Here is a 16,993-nt window from a genome sequence, read left to right as displayed (position 1 = left end):
TGCCGAGCATATCGGCCGTCTGCTGTCATTGTAGCTAGGCGCGGCTGGTTCAGCGCAACTTGTGATCGGTGCGATATATCTTCAGCGAGCGGCGATGCGGAGAATAGGCCACAGTTGGTCGACCTGCCACTCCAACTCGGTGACAGCGCCATCGTTAGTGAGAACGTAATCGCATAGGGCCATCTTTTGCTCGTCCGGCATCTGGCGAGCCAGTCTTCGCCGGGCTTCTTCCTCGAACTCCGCGATCTGTTCGTCGGTCGCCTTTGTATCGCCGACGCACCGGCGTACGAATCGCGCAATCTTCACTTCTTCGGGGGCAGTCACAAGGATCAGACGGTCAAATCGCCGTTGCCAGTCCGCACCGTCGCCGTGCACGGCCTCGATGATTAATGCCGATTCGACCATAACAACCGCAGCAGGATTGCGCCGCGCAATATCTTCAATGAGCTCTCGCTGATGCCCGATCACCGCCGGGTGGATGATTGCATTTAACTCGTCGACTCTACCCTCGGCAAAGGCAAGACGCGCCAGTCCCGGGCGATCGAGCCGCCCATCGGGTAGCACCACACTGTTACCGAAGTGAGCAATAATCTCTGCGTAGACAGCCTGCCCCGGCGCCATCAGTTCGCGCCCGATTGCATCGGAGTGCAGCACCTGCGCGCCGTGCGCGGCAAATAACTTTGCAGCAGTTGATTTGCCGCTTCCCAGGCTACCGGTGAGACCAACGCGCAGCATATCGCTAGTCCTTCTCTGCCGAGAGGCCACGGCGCAGCTTCGCTGCTGTGACCGTATTCTTCATCAGCATCGCGATGGTCAACGCTCCTACGCCTCCCGGAACCGGCGTGTACGCTCCAGAGATGGCGAACGCTGCCGGATGGATGTCGCCGACGACAACCGAGCCGCGTTTGGCCAAGGTGGCCGCTCGCGCTGCATCGCCGGGGAAAAACTCTTCGACTTCGGCGACATCGGTTACACGATTGATGCCTACGTCGATCAACGTCGCTCCCGGCTTCACCATCTCTGCGGTGACATAGCCTGGGCGGCCAATCGCCGCGACCAGAAGATCAGCCTCGCGCGTGAACTCGGCAAGGTTCTTCGTCTTGCTATGGCAGACCGTCACCGTAGCCGAAGCGTTGAGCAGCATCATCGCTGCGGGTTTGCCTACGATGTCGGAACGGCCCACAACCACAGCATTTTGTCCGGCTACAGGCAGGTTGCTGCGCTTCAGTATCTCGATGATTCCGGCGGGAGTGCAGGGTGCCAGGCCGGGTTGGCCACTTTGCAGACGGCCTACATTTACGGGGTGAAAGCCATCGACATCTTTGTCGGGAGATACGGCTTCGAGCAGGCGTTTGGTGTCGACGTGCTTGGGCAGAGGCAACTGGATGAGAATGCCGTCGATGTCTTCACGCGCGTTCAGCTCGGCAACCAGGGCAAGCATCTCGTCTGTCGTGATGCTCTCCGGCGGAGTCAGCATTTCGCTGTAGATTCCCAGCTCGCCACAGGTTTTTACCTTGCTGCGAACGTAAATCTGAGAGGCAGGCACCTCGCCAACAAGAATTACTGCCAGCCCCGGCGTGATTCCACGGGCTGTAAGTTGCTTGACTTCAACAGCGACCTCGGCCTTGATCTGACCGGCAATCGCGACGCCATCCAAAATTTGCGGAGTATTTGTCATCTCCTCCATGGTATCGCGACAGACCATGCACCAAATCCGCGGCAACCGCTGAGGGTGTAACCACTAGAATGAAAGAATGGATGGGAAGATGAACACCAGCCCCCTGCTCCCCGAGGATCTACGATGGGTCGTCTGCCCCGTCTGTCACCAGCCACTGGAGTCTCAGCCAGAGAGCATCCGCTGCACTGGCTGTCTGCGCCGCTATCCTCTGGTAGACGGTATCCCCGTCCTATTGGCGGACCGCACCCTCTAACTGGCACGATTGATGGAACTTCGCGTTTCACCCCTGCGTATTGCAGAAAAGCTGTTTGTTTTTAACCGTGCGTCTCTCTGGATTTGCAGAGAATTCCGCAACATTTGTTCGATTTCCGCATCTTATAAATAGAAGGTGAATTTGATGGCGGCCCGTCATCGAGAGAGGAGGAAAGAGACCATGACAGACTTCCAGAAGAGTCCCGTAGAACAGTTCCCTGCCGCTGACCTTAACGGTCTTCGCGAAGAGCTGCGAAAATCGAGCTTCGATTCCTGGCAGTCCGCGGACCTCATCAGTAGCTTCCTCTCAGGACGCGGCTATGGGGTTTCTATGGATGCGGCACGCATTGCAGCGTCGCGTATTGAATCGGTTAGCTCGCTTAAGTCGATGCAGGAAGAGCTTGAGAAGCTTGCACTGGTTATGTAATCGCACTGAATTGCCGATTCCTCTTAAAAGCGCCCCTTTGTGGGCGCTTTTCCTATGCTTTGATTGGCTGAGCAGCTAGAAGGATAACGGCTCCATGCCATCCGGCAAGCGATCTGGACCGAAGTTCAATGGCTGCAACGTGCCCTCTTACCCTTCTTGCCCACGATTGATTTATCGTTGAATCATGCCGTCCTTGTGGACTCCTCCTAATTGGCCCCAACGCCTTGCTGAACTCCAGGCACCTACTGGAGATCTGAAAGAAGCTCCTCTTCGCCGCGACGTTCGCTCGCTTGGCACCCTGCTTGGCGGTGTTCTACGCGAGCAGTCTGGCGCTCCTCTTTACGATGCTGTCGAAGCGCTTCGCCGTATTGCCATTGCCCGCCGCGAAGCGGACGCAAAGGGCGATACTGCCGCTGCCGCCTCGCATCTGCAAGAGGCACTGTGCCGGGTCGGCGCGCTGGAACTGTCAGCCGCCTATCAACTTGCCCGTGCCTTCGGATTTTATTTCGAGCTGATCAACCTTGCCGAGACGAACCACCGCAAACGGCGGCGGTTGGCAATTCAGCTCGATCAAAACGCCGCTCCGCAGCGAGGCGATCTGCGCGGAACATTGCGCCGTCTTCGTGAGGCGGGTCTTGACGCCGCCCAGGCACACGATTTTCTGCAGCGCATCTGCATTACGCCTGTCTTTACCGCGCATCCCACCGAGGTAGCACGGCGTTCAGTGATGTTCAAGCGGAGGCGTATCTCGGACCTGCTGGAGCAGCTTGACCGCATTCCTGTTCCTGCTCCGCAACTCGAGGCTTTGGAGCGCAACCTCACCGCCGAGATCACTGCCCTGTGGCAGACCGACGATGTTCGCAGTGCGCGTCCGACGGTTCGCGACGAGATTCGCATGGCGCTCGATTACTACGAGACCAGCCTCTTCGATACGCTCCCGGTGCTCTATTCCGAGGTAGCCGCTGCGCTGGCCGCCGAATATCCCGAATCGAATCCCGACTCCCATCCCGTCGCTATCTCCAAGCTGCCCCAACTGGTTAGCTTCGGCTCGTGGATCGGAGGCGATCGCGACGGCAATCCCTTCGTCATTCCCGAGGTCACGCGCGAATCTCTGGCCATGGCGCATAACCTGCTGCTGAATCACTATCGGCGGCGGTTGCAGAATGTCTTCGAGCAGCTTGGTAGCTCGATCCAGCAGGTTCCGGTCTCAGCCGAAGTTGCTGGACTGCTTGACCACTACCTTGGCAAACTTCGGGCGGCGGGACAGTTGGCAGTAGAGCAACGTTTCCACTATGAACATCTGCGATTGCTGATCGCCTGCATCATGATGAAGTTGGGCGCTACACCGCAATCAGGATTGCCTCTGCCAGCCAATCCGGCGCTCACGCCTTATACCCGTGCTGCTGATCTTCTGTCCGACCTTACGATTCTTCGCAACAGCCTTGCCGAAAATCGCGGCCATCGTCTCGCTGAGATGCTGATCGATCCGTTGCTGATCGAGGTTCGGACGTACGGACTGCATCTGCATACGCTCGACATCCGGCAGCATGCGCGTGTCCACACGGCTGCCGTGGCAGAAATCTCTGCCTGGCAGGCACCCACCGGCACGAATCCCCTGACGGCGCAGATTCATCTTCCTCCAGCGCTTTCGCCGCAGACGAGCGAGGTGTTGGATACCTTCCGCGCCATCGCCGAGCTGAAGCAGGCCTATGCGCCAGAGTCGATTCAGCAATACGTCATCAGCGGAGCTACCAGCGCGGAAGATGTGCTGCATGTGCTTTGGTTGGCACGACTCGGCGGTGTAAAAGTTGAGGCAGACGACGAGACGAACGATCCCGGTTTGCAGCCAGTTCCTTTGTTTGAGTCGATCGAAGATTTGCAGAATGCACCTGCGGTTTGCCGCCAGCTTTGGACGAGCGAGGCGTATCAGCCACTGCTGAAGAGCTGGAAGCATCGGCAGGAGGTCATGCTGGGCTACTCGGACTCGAATAAAGACGGCGGCATGATTACCAGCACATGGGAGATCTACAAAGCTCACCGTGCGCTGCATGAGGTTGCCCGCGAGTGCGGAGTTACGCTGCGCCTCTTCCATGGCCGCGGCGGCACCGTTGGGCGTGGCGGTGGACCGACGCATCGTGCCATCTTTGCCCAACCCATCGATAGCTTTACCGGCGAACTGCGGCTGACGGAGCAGGGTGAGGTGCTGAACTGGAAGTACTCCGATGTTGTGCTGGCCGAGCGTAATCTTGAGTTGATGATCGCGGCCAGCCTTGATGCTCTGGCACGACCTGATGCCATTCTGCAAAGAGGCAAGGTGCCGCCACATCTCACCGGTGAGATTCTTCCAGAGTGGGAGGCGGCGCTTGACTGGCTCTCCTCGACGTCCTACGAGTTTTACCGTAAGCACATCGTGGACAACCCAGAGACGTTTACCTACTTTGAGCAGGCGACGCCGGTGGCAGAACTCGAACATGCGCGGCTTGGCTCGCGCCCGGCAAAGCGCGGCGGCAAGAAGTCAATGGCCGATCTTCGCGCCATTCCGTGGGTCTTCGGCTGGATGCAGTCGCGGCAGCTTGTGCCTGCCTTCTTCGGCGTGGGCCATGCCCTCGACCTCTTTGTGAAGGAAAATGCCAATGGACTCGCCCTGCTTCAAACCATGGCGCGAGACTTTCCGCTCTTCCTCGACATCGTTCGCAACGTCGAGATGGCGCTGGCGAAGGCTGACTTCGGCATCGCGCGGCTCTATGCCTCGCTCGTCGAAGATGAGGCGCTGCGCGACCGGGTCTTTGCCACCCTGGAGGTAGAGTTCAACCTTACCCATCGCATGATTCTTGCGATTACGCAGCAGAAGACGCTGCTCGAAAATAATCCCGTGCTGGAGCGATCGATCCGTCTGCGAAATCCGTATGTCGATCCTATGTCATTGATTCAGGTTGAGTTGATTCGTCGCAAGCGAGCAGCGATTGCCGCTGGTGAGCCGGATTCTCCCGAACTGAATCGTGCTATTTCGGCCACGATCAATGGAATCAGCGCCGGACTGCGAAATACAGGCTGATCGGACTTTTTGCCGCCAGTTCTTTATGGCGGCAAAGGGCCTGTAAGTGATAGAATTTTTGTAACGCACTCTGACACGGTAGAGAGTCAGCGGACTTGGTTCCGCTCGTGCCTACCGCTTCCGCAAGCCCCTCATTTTATTAGGCTTGAATTCCGGAAGTCGCTGCGAATCAAGATTGGAGCTTCAGTCATGGCACAAAAATGTGATCTTTGCGGCAAAGGCCCGCAGTTTGGCAATAACATCTCTCACGCCCACAACACCACCCGGCGTCGCTGGAACGTGAACCTGCAGCCCGTCAAGGCCAAGGTCAACGGCACGAGCAAGCGCATGCGCGTCTGCACCAGCTGCATCAAGACCGGCAAAATCGTCAAGGGCTAAGCCCACTAGACTCTTCGAGAGCTAGACCAAACAGAATTATGGAAACAGAACGCCCCAGCCATGCAATATGCGGCTGGGGCTTTTCCTGTTTTTCTATTTTTCTAAGATAAAAGACCCGGCTTCTTACCCTTTTGGGAAACCTAACGAAGCACTATTGATGCAATAACGCATTCCGGTCGGCCTTGGGCCATCGGGAAAGAGATGCCCCAGATGGGCTCCGCAGCGAGCACAAGTGACCTCGATCCGTTGCATTCCCAGAGAATTGTCCTCATGAGCTTCAATGGCTTCGGCCGATACCGGCAACCAGAAGCTTGGCCACCCGCTGCCTGACTCAAACTTCTTGTCCGAAGTAAACAAGGGAGCATCGCAGGCGGCACAATGATAGGTTCCATCTTCGTGATTGTTCAGTAGCGCGCCGGTAAAAGGGCGTTCGGTTCCCTTCTCGCGGATGATATGAAACTGCTCCGGCGTCAGCAGGGCGCGCCACTCCGCCTCTGTCTTGTGAATCTTGCCAGCTTTTTCGACTTTTTCGGTCTCAGCCATAAATTTGTCCTCTTTTTATGAGACGCTGGTCAGCCGATTAAGCTCCACCCACTCCCTTTACGATCACTTCGACCTCTACCAGGGCATCTTTAGGCAACCCCGCAACAGCAACCGTCGAGCGCGCCGGCGGCACGGTGCCCGAAGGAGCGAGATACGTTGCATAGATCTCGTTCATCGCGGCAAAGTCGCTCATGTTCTTGAGAAAGACGGTCGTTTTAGCCACCTGTGTCAGATCGGTCCCTGCCGCGGCTAAAACGGCTTTGATATTCTCAAAAACTCGTTTGGTCTGTTCAATGATTCCACCCTCTACAATCTGCCCCGTGGCTGGATCGAGGCCGACCTGTCCTGAAGCGAACAGCGTGTCGCCGACGCGAACTGCCTGTGAGTATGGGCCAATGGCTGCGGGTGCATCCGTAGTTGAAATTGCGATCTTTGTCTGGTCACTCATTGTGCCTCAAGTCTATCTCCATATTGGCACCGCGCAAATTCACTGCCATCGGGGCGACAAACAGGACAGATAACTGATAAAACCATTCGCACGCGGAAGGCTCGGCACACGAGGCCGCCTAATTCCGCATCGAGGTGCATTATGGGCATTTTGGATTCTCTCCAGTCTCTGGCAGGACAGGTTGGACAGGACTCTCAGACCGACCAGGCAAAGGTAGCCGGCGGCTTCATTCAGGCACTGACACAGCATCCCGAAGGCATTCAGGGAATATTGAACAGTTTTAACCAAAATGGCCTGGCAGAACATATCGGAGCGTGGAGCACCGGCCAGAATGCGACCGCAACCCCAGATCAGGTACAGCAAGGACTTGCCGGAACCGGTCTGATCGAGAAGACAGCAGAGCATGCAGGAGTCTCGCCCCAGGTAGTGCAAGCTGCACTCACGACTGTTCTTCCCATGGTCGTCCAGCACTTTGCCCCCGGTGGCCAAGCTGCGCCGCAGAGTTCGCTGGGCGGACTTGCAACCCAGTTTCTAAGCCGCTTCGCCTGAGCATCTCGAAACGACGTTCGCGAAAAGCAGCCGCGCACTGTAACGCAATATGGCAAACACGCTGGCGTAAGCCGGCTGTGAGAAATCTCTGCGCGGCCGATCCGCATCGGCTACGCAGAAGATGAGCAGCGCCTTTTATTAAGTTCCTTCGACGCGCTATACTCAGCCCCTCAAGAAAATCGTGCACAACAATGCGGCAAAAGCTGACAGCTAACACGGATAGAGTTCTGCATTCGCATCAAGCTGCAATCCACCGCCGCGAACCATATATCAACGAGACGATAAATCACCTATGACGATGAACCGACGCAGCTTCACTCTCTCAGCCGCCACCGCTGCGGCAGCCTCTCTCTTGCCGCGCGCGCAGGCCCAACCGCAAGCTGCATCCACAGCACCATTCAAGTTTTCTGTCATGCTCTGGACGCTCAAAAAGTACGGCCCTCTCGAGAAGATTCTGGAGATCGTTGCGCAGGCTGGTTATACCGGCGTCGAGATGGTCGGCGAATGGAAGTCGTGGACCGATGCCGACTACACCAAGTTCATGACCCGCATTAAATCTCTTGGGCTTACCGTCGATTCCACCGCTGGAGCGCATGGCTACGCAGATGCAGCCAACTTCGACACCGTTGAGTCCGGGCTGCGCAAGACCATCGAAGCCTGCAAGAAGCTCAACTGCAAACAGATCATCCTTACCTCTAACCAGCGCACCGACTCTCCAACCCTTCAGGGCGGCTCCATCGAATCGGTCAAGCGCCTCGACGAAATCGCGGCAAAGGCAGATGTCCAGATCGTCCTCGAACCGATCGACCTGCTTGAGAATCCTCATGCTTACCTGACGTCTGTCACCCAGGCATTCGAGATCGTGCGAGCCGTCGATAGCCCACATACTCGCGTTCTCTACGACATTTATCACGAGCAGCGTCAGGCCGGAAATCTCCTTGAAAAGATTGAGAAGAACATCGATCTGATTGCTCTCTTCCATATCGCAGATGTTCCCGGCCGTCACGAACCCGGAACCGGCGAGATTCGGTATGACGCCATCTATCGCAAAATTGCAGAGCTGAAATATTCCGGTTACATCGCCATGGAGTTCTACCCCACTGGCGAACCAGTTGCCACTCTGCGCGCTGCACGCGAACAGGCGATTCGCGATGCATCTATGTCTTAAGACAAGACGCATCCTCATCACAACTTGTCACTTCAACTCTCACTCACTCTCACTCTTTAAGGAGAGGGCGCGGTAGCGGTGCCTGTCAGTTCGATAGTTGCAGGCGAACCATCGCTCAAAATCTGAACGGTGCCGGTGAGGTTGCCAACGTCTGACGGCGCGAATGAGATTGAGATAGTGCAGCCCGCGCCGACAGCAATCGAACCACTGCAGGTATTGGTTTGGACAAAGTCGGCTGCATTAGTTCCAATGATTGAAATCGCCGAGATATTGAGTGGTGCATTGCCGGAGTTGGTCAGGGTAACCACTTGGGCAATTGATGTGGTGCCAGTGCTGCGAGAGGTAAAGTCAAGCACCGAAGGCGATAACGATACGACAGGAACGCCACCGGTGCCTGTCATGTATATGGAATTGGAATATCCCGAGACAATGTCCTGCACGGTAACGGTGCCGGTCGCAGATCCGGTTGCAGTTGGTGCAAAAGTTACTCCAACCTGGCAGGGAGTTGCATCACAGGATGTCGTTGAGATTCTGAACGGGGCGCCCTGCACGGAAATAGTCACAGGATGCCCACCGGGCGCGGTAATAGTTGCAGTGCTCGGTGCACTGATCGAACCGAGCTGGATATCGCCAAATGAGTACGGAACAATGGAGATCGTCGGCAGTGGATATTGTCCAAAGCCCATGAAATTCAACGTCTGGCTTATGCCGGAGACGCTATCTGTCACCTTGAGCTGGGCAGGAAGGCTGCCATACTGGTTTGGTGCAAAGGTGATCTGGAGTTCACAGGTTGACCCTACCTGGAGAGAAGCAGGGCACTGACTCTGAAGGACGTATTGGGAAGCATTCGCACCTGTCATCGCAGCCGAAAGATTCAGCGGCGTGGATCCATTGTTGGTCACAGTGACAGGCATCAAGATCGGTGCCACCCCCGACCCATAGAACTGATAAATGGGATTTGGGATGTTGCCTCTCAGAACGAACGATGGTCCAGCGGGACTGCCGGTTCCGGTCAGCGTTGCGTTGCCATAATTGGTCACAAGAGTGGCAGTGTGGGGTCCCAGATGGCTTGGTGTGAAGTAAATGACAGAGGAGCAACCGTCGGGACATCCGCTATAAGAGATAGATGAAATGTTGGAGCTTGGATCGAATGAAAAAGCGCTGGCGTCAGGCCCAGTGATTTCCATGTTGACGTCCCCAGCTCCCCTATTCACAAAATTAAGCGTCTGTGGTGCTGAGGTAGTGCCGACCACCCAGGAACCAAACGCGATTGGGCCGGATACACCGATTTGCACGCCGCCGTTACTTGGGGTGGAAAGCGGGAGCGTGTGTATGCCCGTGGCGTCACCAGTGACTACAGTAAGGGTGCCTGCATATGAGGAGTCCATATCGATCAGGTTTGCAGAAACCTCAATCGTACAGACGGATTGTGGATCAAGACTGCTGCCGCAGTTATTGGTCTGAGCATAGTCAGAGGAGTCGTCACTAAGTGTGATGGGACCGATAGCGACTGCAGTAGTACCGGTGTTGGTGACAGTAACCGGTGCCGGAACCCCGAACTGCGTAAAGGTGAGCGATGAAGGAGAAAGAGTGACCGCTCCACCTGTGCCTGCGACGCCTGTGCCTGTAACCGGAATCGTCACCAGAGCTGAACCGTTCAGCGTATATTCCAGCGAGCCATTATCTGCACCGGCAGTAACAGGAGTAAAAGCAACTTGCTCAGTGCAGCTTTGGCCGCCTTCAAGCGGGTAGGAGCATGAGTCAGTCAACGTGTAGTTATTGGCAGCCGCGCCCGTAAAAGAAATAAGGTACAGGATCGCATCCGGCGTGTTGTTGGTGATGGTGAAAGTCTGGACCGGAGAAGAAAAGTGAAGCAAGGTCGAGGGGAAGGTCAAGGACGAGACAGAGACTGAGAGCGGAGGCAATGTGCCGCTAGCCACAGCACTGAGAGCGACGGTGTGCGTGCCCACCGCATCGTTGGCCACTATCGTCAAAGAGCTGTTGAGGGCCGTAGCGCCGAGAGAGTTGACCGTGATTGAAACCGTGCAGGTTGCCGCCGGAGCAAGCGTGTTGCCGCAGGTATTGGTCTGCGCGAAAGCCGGATTTCCTACCGTGATGCTTTGAAGCGTTAACACGGTGCTGCCGGAGTTAGTGAGCGTAACCGATTGTGGAACCCCTGCAACAGTAAAGGACAAGGCATTCGGCGTGACGACAAGCGGACCGGGAACCGGGGCAATGCTGGTGCTGAGCGGAACGGTATGAACGCCAATCGTGTCGCCGGCAATAATGGTGAGCGTTCCCGTCAGCGGAGTTGCGCTATCTGTATTCGCGACTGTTGCCGTGACGGATATGGTGCAACTTGCATTGGCTGAGATGCTGTTGCCACAGGTATTGGTCTCTGTGAAGTTCTGGTTGGAGAGGCTGATGCTTTGGATAGCCATCGCAGAGACGCTGGAGTTGGTAAGCGTGATTGTCTGTGGAACGGAGAGCTGCGAAAAGCTGAGAGACGTGGGAGATACGGAGAGCGCCCCGCTGCCGTCAACTGCCGTTCCGGTTAGAGCGATGGCAACCGGCTCGCTGGTGGCACTATTTGCAATCGTGAGATAGGCGTACTTCGAGCCTGTCACAGTAGGACTGAAGCTTACTTGAATGGTGCAGCTCTGATTCGCCGGAAGTGTCGAGGTGCAGGAGTTGTTGTAGGTGAAATCGCCGGCATTGGCGCCAGTCAGAGCAATGCCGCTGATATCGATGGCCGTCGAACCGGAGTTACTGAGCGTGATGGTCTGAGATGCCGCGGTAAAGTTGACGATCGTCGATGGAAAACTGATGGAAGAGGGTGTTACCGAAAGCGCTGAGGGCACGGCAGGGTGCAAACCCCAATCGACTGGAGGGATGCTGAGCATCGGTGTAAACGGCGCATCCGTTGGAAGAAGCGCAAAGAGCTGAGAAATATTTTGCGTGGGGTTCTGCCGGATGAAGAGGCCGGCGGCCGCGATAGTTGTCGGCGACGAGCCGCCTGCTGGGGTGGTTAAGGTAAAGAGTTGACCGCAAGCGCTGCCGTCTCCAGCAACGCCTCCTCCAGAATTAACACAGGTTGAGAGGATGTCAGCGAGGGTATTGATCTCGTCAGCAGGAATAGTGGTGCCGGTGGAAACGCTTTGGCCAGGGGCAAGACCAGTCGTGACATCCGCGAACTCAGCAGCGAGGGTAAACGCTGCGGAGAGATTGCTGGCATCGGCTGCGCTGGAGCCGATCGCACTTGGCGATGACATGAAGGACGCCAGTGGCCAGATCGCTGCGACCGTCGTCACCTCATTGACGATGAACGAGGTCGGCAGACTGCCGCAGGAGCCAAGAGCGGCGATCAAAACGCTCGCAGTATTATTTGTGCCCGACACCAGGCCCGGATTGCCTCCCGAAGCAGTCACATACACAAGTGAGGAAGATGATGGGCAGGTATAAGCGCCGGTAAGCGAAAAGCTGCCAGCGGCATCGCTGGTTATAGGCTGAGCAAGAAGCGGTGTAGCAGGTGAACCGTCTCCGGTGGTGCCTACAGCGTAGAGCTGAAGAGAAGCCGCCGCAACCGGTACCTGGCCTCCGCGAACCGTACCCTTTACTGTTGCAGGTGTAGGAGGCGGTGTAGAAGACGAACCACTTTCAGCCTGATGAGATCCGTTGCATCCGCCAAAAACGAGAAGCCCCGACAACAGAGCTACGCCAATAATCCGACAGAGAAATAGATGTGCATGAGATTTCATAAGGCCCCGCAATTGCGCCGGAATTCGCCTCCACCGAACGAGAGGTCTCAGACGCAATTACCTAATTTTCCAGGTGCCTGCTGATTATCGCCTCAATCGACCCAAAATGGAACTATCGGAATATCAATATTGATACAGACCTCTTAACACTCATCTACGAGCGATTTAAATAGAACGTTCCTTACTGATTGCCCGAGGCAGCATGAGAGTGGCCGATGAACTGATCTGCCCATTGAATGAAGTACTTGATGTTCGGCGCGTCGGTATGTCCGCCATCATCCTGCCGCCATGCTAGTCTGCCCGTCAACAATCCTTGATTGACCTCCGGCATCTTCGCAGTGCGGTAATTTTCATCAACACCCAATCCCTGAGTGCCCAGCAACGTCCATACCGGACTCGCAGCGACTGTCGCCATGTAGCTTCCCTGATGATCGAGCCATTTGGCGTCGCCCTTCTCCGGGATGCCATAGCTGATGAAGGTTAGGCGGGGTGCGCACAGTGCAATCAGTTCATTCGAGTCCACAGGGAGATCGCCGGGATTCTTACTGCCGAAGCTCGCCTCTGACGCTCCGTACTTCATGAAGTTGCCTGCCATCCAGTAATATTCACCTCCGGTCAGGCTCTCCACGGCTTCGCCAAAATTGCGACGCAACAGCGTTGCTCCTCCTTTGCCGGAAGAACCGACGAGGACCATGGCGAAACGCTGATCGAAGGCCATTGTGACCAGTGCCGCCTTGCCATAGCGCGAGACGCCTTCGATGCCGATGTGTTTGCCGTCGACCGCGGGATCGGTTTGCAGATACTCCAGCCCCTGCCCTGCTCCCCAGGCCCATGCGCGCAACGCTCCCCAGTCTTCGGGCTTGCGCGGTTGCCCTTTGTTGACCAAGCCGATGATGCCTCGCGTCAGTCCCGCGCCGTCATCGGCCTGAATGCTCGCCGGATCGATCGTCGCAAAACCCCATCCGGCGGCGATCAGTTCCCATGTGCTCGGCGGATCGCCATCGGCATTGAACTCCGGGAAGTGAAAGGGTGCGGGAAGCTGCGGCTCCCATGCCGGATGATGGGCGAAGACCTCTTTGAGAGAGGGGTCCTGTTGAATGAGAAGTGCCTTCTGCGCTGCATTGATGCGTGCGAGTTCATCTGCTGAAGGTTGATTGGGAGCAGGAAAATCGCTGCGGCCAAACATCATCAGAACCGGCACGGGCCCGCTCGCATTGGCAGGCGTCACTACAGTCATACGAATATTTACGTTGATCAGCGGATAAGAAGAGTTGTCGACGTGTCCGATCAGCTCTTTGGCAATGATTGGATTGCCGCCCAGCATCTCTTTATCAGTTGCGACGACGGACCACGTCACCTTTGGTATATTTTTCGGCACGCGACCATAGACATATCGCTCAAACCCTTCCACGATTTCGGGACGGCGCTTCTCCCACCAGACCTTTGCAGTCGTCACCTTCTCCCCGTTGTTCAAGGTCAGAGCGTCGGGCACATTCGGAAACGGATTCGCTTTAGCCTCATCATAGTTAGCATGGTTTGGAGCCTTTTCATTGCCGCTGGGCCCTGGACGCAACGACTTGATTCCAAGCTGATCCATCATGTTTTGATGGTCCTGTTCGGCGGTAAAGTTGACCGGCTGTGGTGAAGTTGAGCCGGGAACACTCTGAGCTATCGCGCATGATGTCGCAACGCAGGCAAACGCTACAGGGATGGAAAGCAGAGCCAGATATAGACGCGAGAGCACGCAGTTCTCCAGAGATGATATTCTTACTCGACCTTAGCTAAAGCGATTTAGTTCGAGACCAATAGTAAACCTTGCCTATGAAATTCGTATACAGAAACTTATTGCTGCTTACGTTCCTGGTAATGGTCTTCTTGCCAGGAACCTGTGGAATCGCGCAGTCATCAATCGCCCCTCAGGTGTGGGTGGGAACATGGGCAGCATCACAACAGATTCCCGAATCACAGAATGCTCTTCCATCCGTCGATCTCAACGATGTAACCATTCGGCAGATCTTCCATCTATCAATGGGTGGCTCGACATTGCGCGTTCATCTTTCCAACAGCTTCGGAACAGAGCCGCTGCATTTCACCTCGGTGCATATCGCACGTCCGCTCTCGGCGTCCTCATCAGCCATTGATCTTGCATCTGACAAGGTGCTGCGGTTCGCAGGCAGCGAAGACGTTATCGTTCCAGCGGGAGCAGAGTATATCTCCGATCCCATCAACTTCCCTGCCGCTGCTCTTTCAAATTTAGCTATCACCTTTCATCTTGCCACTGCGCCGACACAGCAGACCGGACATCCCGGCTCTCGAGCAACCTCTTATTATGTTCATGGAGATCTGGTCGATGCAGCAAGCCTTCCTGACGCACACAAGGTAGACCACTGGTATCAAGTTTCGGGCATCGATGTGCTGGCGCCGCCGAACGGCGCCTCGATTGTTGCGCTGGGAGATTCCATTACGGATGGACATGCATCCATCACGAACGGAAATGATCGCTGGACCGATGTTCTCGCAGGAAGACTTCAAGCTTCCTCTAGCGGTCAAAACATCGGCGTTCTGAATCAAGGCATCGGAGGAAATCACCTTCTTACCGATGGCCTCGGCCCGAATACGCTGGCGCGCTTTGACCGTGATGTACTGGCCCAGTCCGGCGTGCGCTGGCTGATTGTCTTTGAAGGAGTCAACGATCTTGGCGGACTGACCCGCAATGGAGAGGTATCTCTAGCGGAACATTCCCTGCTTGTACATCGGATTTTGGGAGCGTATCAGCAACTCATCCTCCGCGCTCACGCACATGGTATCCGCGTCATTGGCGCAACCATCACGCCTTATACCGGATCGGACTACTATCATCCGGGACCGCGCAACGAGGCCGACCGGCAGGAAATCAATCAATGGATTCGCACTCCCGGTAACTTCGATGCAGTCATCGATTTCGATAAAGCCGTGCGCGATCCTCAGCATCCTGATCACCTGCTGCCAGCTTATGACTGCGGTGACCATCTGCATCCCTCCCCCGCGGGATATCGCATCATGGGTGAAGCCGTTCCGCTCTCGCTATTTACTCATTGAGATCAGATTTGGAGATGACGATTGAAGAGTAAGGTTTACATCTCACTTTTACTTGCTGGCTGGTTCTTTTCCCCTTTGGCTTCGCATGCGCGTGAACTCCCAAGAATCCAAGGAGCCCAGAATCAAAGACAACTTCTTGTAAATGGGAAGCCGTACCTGATTCTAGGTGGCGAACTGGGAAACTCTTCATCCGGAACAACGGAGCAAGCGGACGTCATTCTTCCAAAGCTCGCAAAGCTGCACGTCAACACTGCGCTGATACCAGTCGCGTGGGGGCAGATCGAACCAACCGAAAACAAGTTTGACTTTAGCGTTCTCGACCACTGGATCGATGTCGCGCGCGAGCAACATCTCCACTTGGTTCTTTTGTGGTTCGGGAGCTGGAAAAATGCTTTCTCCAACGACGCTCCGATCTGGGTCAGGCAAGATACAAAGCGCTTTCCGCGAGCCATCTCTGCTGACGGCGCAGAGCTTGAGATCCTGTCTACTCTCGGACCAGAGACGCTCAAACTCGACCGCACGGCCTTTTCTACTCTGATGAAGCATGTGCGCGAAAAAGATGAGACACAACAAACTGTGCTAATGGTTCAAGTCGAAAATGAAGTCGGCTATTTGGGGCTCGGAGGTCGTGATCGCTCTGCTGTAGCAAATCAACTTTTTCGGAGTGCCGTGCCGGACGAGCTCATTAAGAAACTTGAAAGCGATGAAAAGCTCCTCTCTCCAAAACTCAGCGAGAGCTTTCATCCTGCAGGAAAGTCTTGGCAGGAGGTGTTTGGCGACGCAGCTAATGAAGCCTTCATGGCATGGAACTATGCCAGGTTCATTCAATCGGTCGCCGCAGCGGGAAAGCAAGCTTATCCGCTGCCCATGTATGTAAACGCTCAGTTGCCAGCCCCTGCGGAACGAGCCGGCGAATATCCAAGCGGTGGACCGCATCCCGACAATCTTCAAATATACCGTGCTGCTGCTCCCGCGCTGGATTTTTACTCACCTGACATCTACTGGCCGAACTTCGAATACTGGATGCAGCGTTACAAGCTGCCGGGCAATGCCATGTTTGTGCCAGAGGCTCGCATCGACAGTGCTCCCTTCAACGCGTTTTATGCGTATGGAGAAGCAAAGGCATTCGGCTTTTCGGCATTCGGCATCGACAGCGTTGAGCCCTCACTCGACAGCTCCGAATCTGCGCCTGCTATCGAGCAGACATACAAGACGCTTGATGATCTCTCTGACATCCTGGTGCCTGCTCAGGCTTCCGGGCACGCGCGTGGACTAGTGCTGCACGCGGACAGCCCAAGACCCACCCAGACAGTCAGCCTCGGCGGCTTCCTCTTTGAGGCCACCCTGTCTCGTTCGTGGCCGGCAAAGACCCTGCTCACCAATGATGGCGCAATGATCATCGTGCAAACCGGCCCCAGTGAGTTCTTCATCGCAGGTCGCGGTCTTACGGTGTCGTTTGCTCGAGACCCGGACTCCGATAACCAAGTGGCTGGCATCGGAAGCATCGACGAAGTATCTCGAATCGATGGCAAGTGGGTTACGCAACGTCGACTGATCGGCGATCAGAGCAATCAAGGACGCCAACTCAGCATGTCAGCAAACCAGGTCAGGATATATCGAGTCGTTCTCTATACAGCCGAGAGAGCAGCCGCTCAATAG

At 55.8% G+C, this 16,993-nt stretch carries 14 protein-coding genes; 8 read left to right on the top strand and 6 right to left on the bottom strand.

Annotated features, from left to right (window positions below; all coding sequences use genetic code 11):
* Positions 1-81 precede the first annotated feature (81 nt).
* Both coaE and IEW09_RS17270 read right to left on the bottom strand, forming a co-directional pair.
* Complete coding sequence (coaE, locus tag IEW09_RS17275) at positions 82-735, bottom strand: dephospho-CoA kinase (RefSeq protein WP_188555506.1); 654 nt, start codon at positions 733-735, stop codon at positions 82-84.
* A gap of 4 nt (positions 736-739) precedes the next feature.
* A complete protein-coding gene (locus tag IEW09_RS17270; RefSeq protein WP_188555675.1) occupies positions 740-1,687 on the bottom strand; it encodes a bifunctional 5,10-methylenetetrahydrofolate dehydrogenase/5,10-methenyltetrahydrofolate cyclohydrolase in 948 nt (315 codons plus the stop codon).
* 67 nt (positions 1,688-1,754) lie between these two features.
* On the opposite strand from IEW09_RS17270, the gene IEW09_RS17265 reads away from it, so the two are divergent.
* The 4 genes from IEW09_RS17265 (at position 1,755) to rpmB (ending at position 5,790) form a co-directional block, all read left to right on the top strand.
* Positions 1,755-1,931 (top strand): Trm112 family protein, encoded by a 177-nt coding sequence (locus IEW09_RS17265; protein ID WP_229739411.1) that lies wholly within the window; start codon positions 1,755-1,757, stop codon positions 1,929-1,931.
* Between the two features lie 180 nt (positions 1,932-2,111).
* Positions 2,112-2,357, top strand: a complete 246-nt coding sequence (locus IEW09_RS17260; protein ID WP_188555505.1) for a hypothetical protein — start codon at positions 2,112-2,114, stop codon at positions 2,355-2,357.
* A 184-nt stretch (positions 2,358-2,541) separates the two neighbouring features.
* Positions 2,542-5,412 carry a phosphoenolpyruvate carboxylase gene (gene ppc, locus IEW09_RS17255; RefSeq protein ID WP_188555504.1) on the top strand — a complete coding sequence of 957 codons (2,871 nt, stop codon included), beginning with the start codon at positions 2,542-2,544 and terminating at the stop codon, positions 5,410-5,412.
* A 189-nt stretch (positions 5,413-5,601) separates the two neighbouring features.
* The gene (gene rpmB, locus IEW09_RS17250; RefSeq protein WP_188555503.1) at positions 5,602-5,790 is read left to right on the top strand and encodes a 50S ribosomal protein L28; all 189 of its coding nucleotides are present in this window, start codon (positions 5,602-5,604) and stop codon (positions 5,788-5,790) included.
* 123 nt (positions 5,791-5,913) lie between these two features.
* On the opposite strand, the gene msrB is transcribed toward rpmB, so the two are convergent.
* A complete protein-coding gene (gene msrB, locus IEW09_RS17245; protein WP_188555502.1) occupies positions 5,914-6,333 on the bottom strand; it encodes a peptide-methionine (R)-S-oxide reductase MsrB in 420 nt (139 codons plus the stop codon).
* 37 nt (positions 6,334-6,370) lie between these two features.
* Positions 6,371-6,781 (bottom strand): RidA family protein, encoded by a 411-nt coding sequence (locus IEW09_RS17240; protein ID WP_188555501.1) that lies wholly within the window; start codon positions 6,779-6,781, stop codon positions 6,371-6,373.
* Positions 6,782-6,922: 141 nt separating this feature from the next.
* Here IEW09_RS17240 and IEW09_RS17235 point away from each other — a divergent pair, with 141 nt between their 5' ends.
* On the top strand, positions 6,923-7,330 hold the full coding sequence (locus IEW09_RS17235; RefSeq protein WP_188555500.1) for a YidB family protein: 408 nt from the start codon (positions 6,923-6,925) through the stop codon (positions 7,328-7,330).
* 298 nt (positions 7,331-7,628) lie between these two features.
* Entirely contained in the window at positions 7,629-8,498 is an 870-nt protein-coding gene (locus tag IEW09_RS17230) for a TIM barrel protein (RefSeq protein ID WP_188555499.1), read from the top strand.
* Between the two features lie 56 nt (positions 8,499-8,554).
* On the opposite strand, the gene IEW09_RS17225 is transcribed toward IEW09_RS17230, so the two are convergent.
* Positions 8,555-12,256 (bottom strand): choice-of-anchor D domain-containing protein, encoded by a 3,702-nt coding sequence (locus IEW09_RS17225; RefSeq protein WP_188555498.1) that lies wholly within the window; start codon positions 12,254-12,256, stop codon positions 8,555-8,557.
* 181 nt (positions 12,257-12,437) lie between these two features.
* On the bottom strand, positions 12,438-14,000 hold the full coding sequence (locus IEW09_RS17220) for a glucuronyl esterase domain-containing protein (RefSeq protein ID WP_229739410.1): 1,563 nt from the start codon (positions 13,998-14,000) through the stop codon (positions 12,438-12,440).
* Positions 14,001-14,122: 122 nt separating this feature from the next.
* On the opposite strand from IEW09_RS17220, the gene IEW09_RS17215 reads away from it, so the two are divergent.
* Together IEW09_RS17215 and IEW09_RS17210 are read left to right on the top strand one after the other, a co-directional pair.
* Positions 14,123-15,334, top strand: a complete 1,212-nt coding sequence (locus tag IEW09_RS17215; RefSeq protein WP_188555497.1) for an SGNH/GDSL hydrolase family protein — start codon at positions 14,123-14,125, stop codon at positions 15,332-15,334.
* A 21-nt stretch (positions 15,335-15,355) separates the two neighbouring features.
* Positions 15,356-16,993 (top strand): GH35 family beta-galactosidase, encoded by a 1,638-nt coding sequence (locus tag IEW09_RS17210; RefSeq protein WP_188555496.1) that lies wholly within the window; start codon positions 15,356-15,358, stop codon positions 16,991-16,993.

This window comes from Edaphobacter dinghuensis (genome assembly GCF_014640335.1).
Classification (GTDB): domain Bacteria; phylum Acidobacteriota; class Terriglobia; order Terriglobales; family Acidobacteriaceae; genus Edaphobacter; species Edaphobacter dinghuensis.
Note: the sequence above shows the minus strand (reverse complement) of the source record. Positions and strands in the feature narration are given on the sequence as shown.

Coding starts and splice junctions, on each gene's coding strand:
- coaE (WP_188555506.1), bottom strand. CDS start 735: ATGCTGCGCGTTGGTCTCACCGGTAGCCTGGGAAGCGGCAAATCAACT.
- IEW09_RS17270 (WP_188555675.1), bottom strand. CDS start 1,687: ATGGAGGAGATGACAAATACTCCGCAAATTTTGGATGGCGTCGCGATT.
- IEW09_RS17265 (WP_229739411.1), top strand. CDS start 1,755: ATGGATGGGAAGATGAACACCAGCCCCCTGCTCCCCGAGGATCTACGA.
- IEW09_RS17260 (WP_188555505.1), top strand. CDS start 2,112: ATGACAGACTTCCAGAAGAGTCCCGTAGAACAGTTCCCTGCCGCTGAC.
- ppc (WP_188555504.1), top strand. CDS start 2,542: ATGCCGTCCTTGTGGACTCCTCCTAATTGGCCCCAACGCCTTGCTGAA.
- rpmB (WP_188555503.1), top strand. CDS start 5,602: ATGGCACAAAAATGTGATCTTTGCGGCAAAGGCCCGCAGTTTGGCAAT.
- msrB (WP_188555502.1), bottom strand. CDS start 6,333: ATGGCTGAGACCGAAAAAGTCGAAAAAGCTGGCAAGATTCACAAGACA.
- IEW09_RS17240 (WP_188555501.1), bottom strand. CDS start 6,781: ATGAGTGACCAGACAAAGATCGCAATTTCAACTACGGATGCACCCGCA.
- IEW09_RS17235 (WP_188555500.1), top strand. CDS start 6,923: ATGGGCATTTTGGATTCTCTCCAGTCTCTGGCAGGACAGGTTGGACAG.
- IEW09_RS17230 (WP_188555499.1), top strand. CDS start 7,629: ATGAACCGACGCAGCTTCACTCTCTCAGCCGCCACCGCTGCGGCAGCC.
- IEW09_RS17225 (WP_188555498.1), bottom strand. CDS start 12,256: ATGAAATCTCATGCACATCTATTTCTCTGTCGGATTATTGGCGTAGCT.
- IEW09_RS17215 (WP_188555497.1), top strand. CDS start 14,123: ATGGTCTTCTTGCCAGGAACCTGTGGAATCGCGCAGTCATCAATCGCC.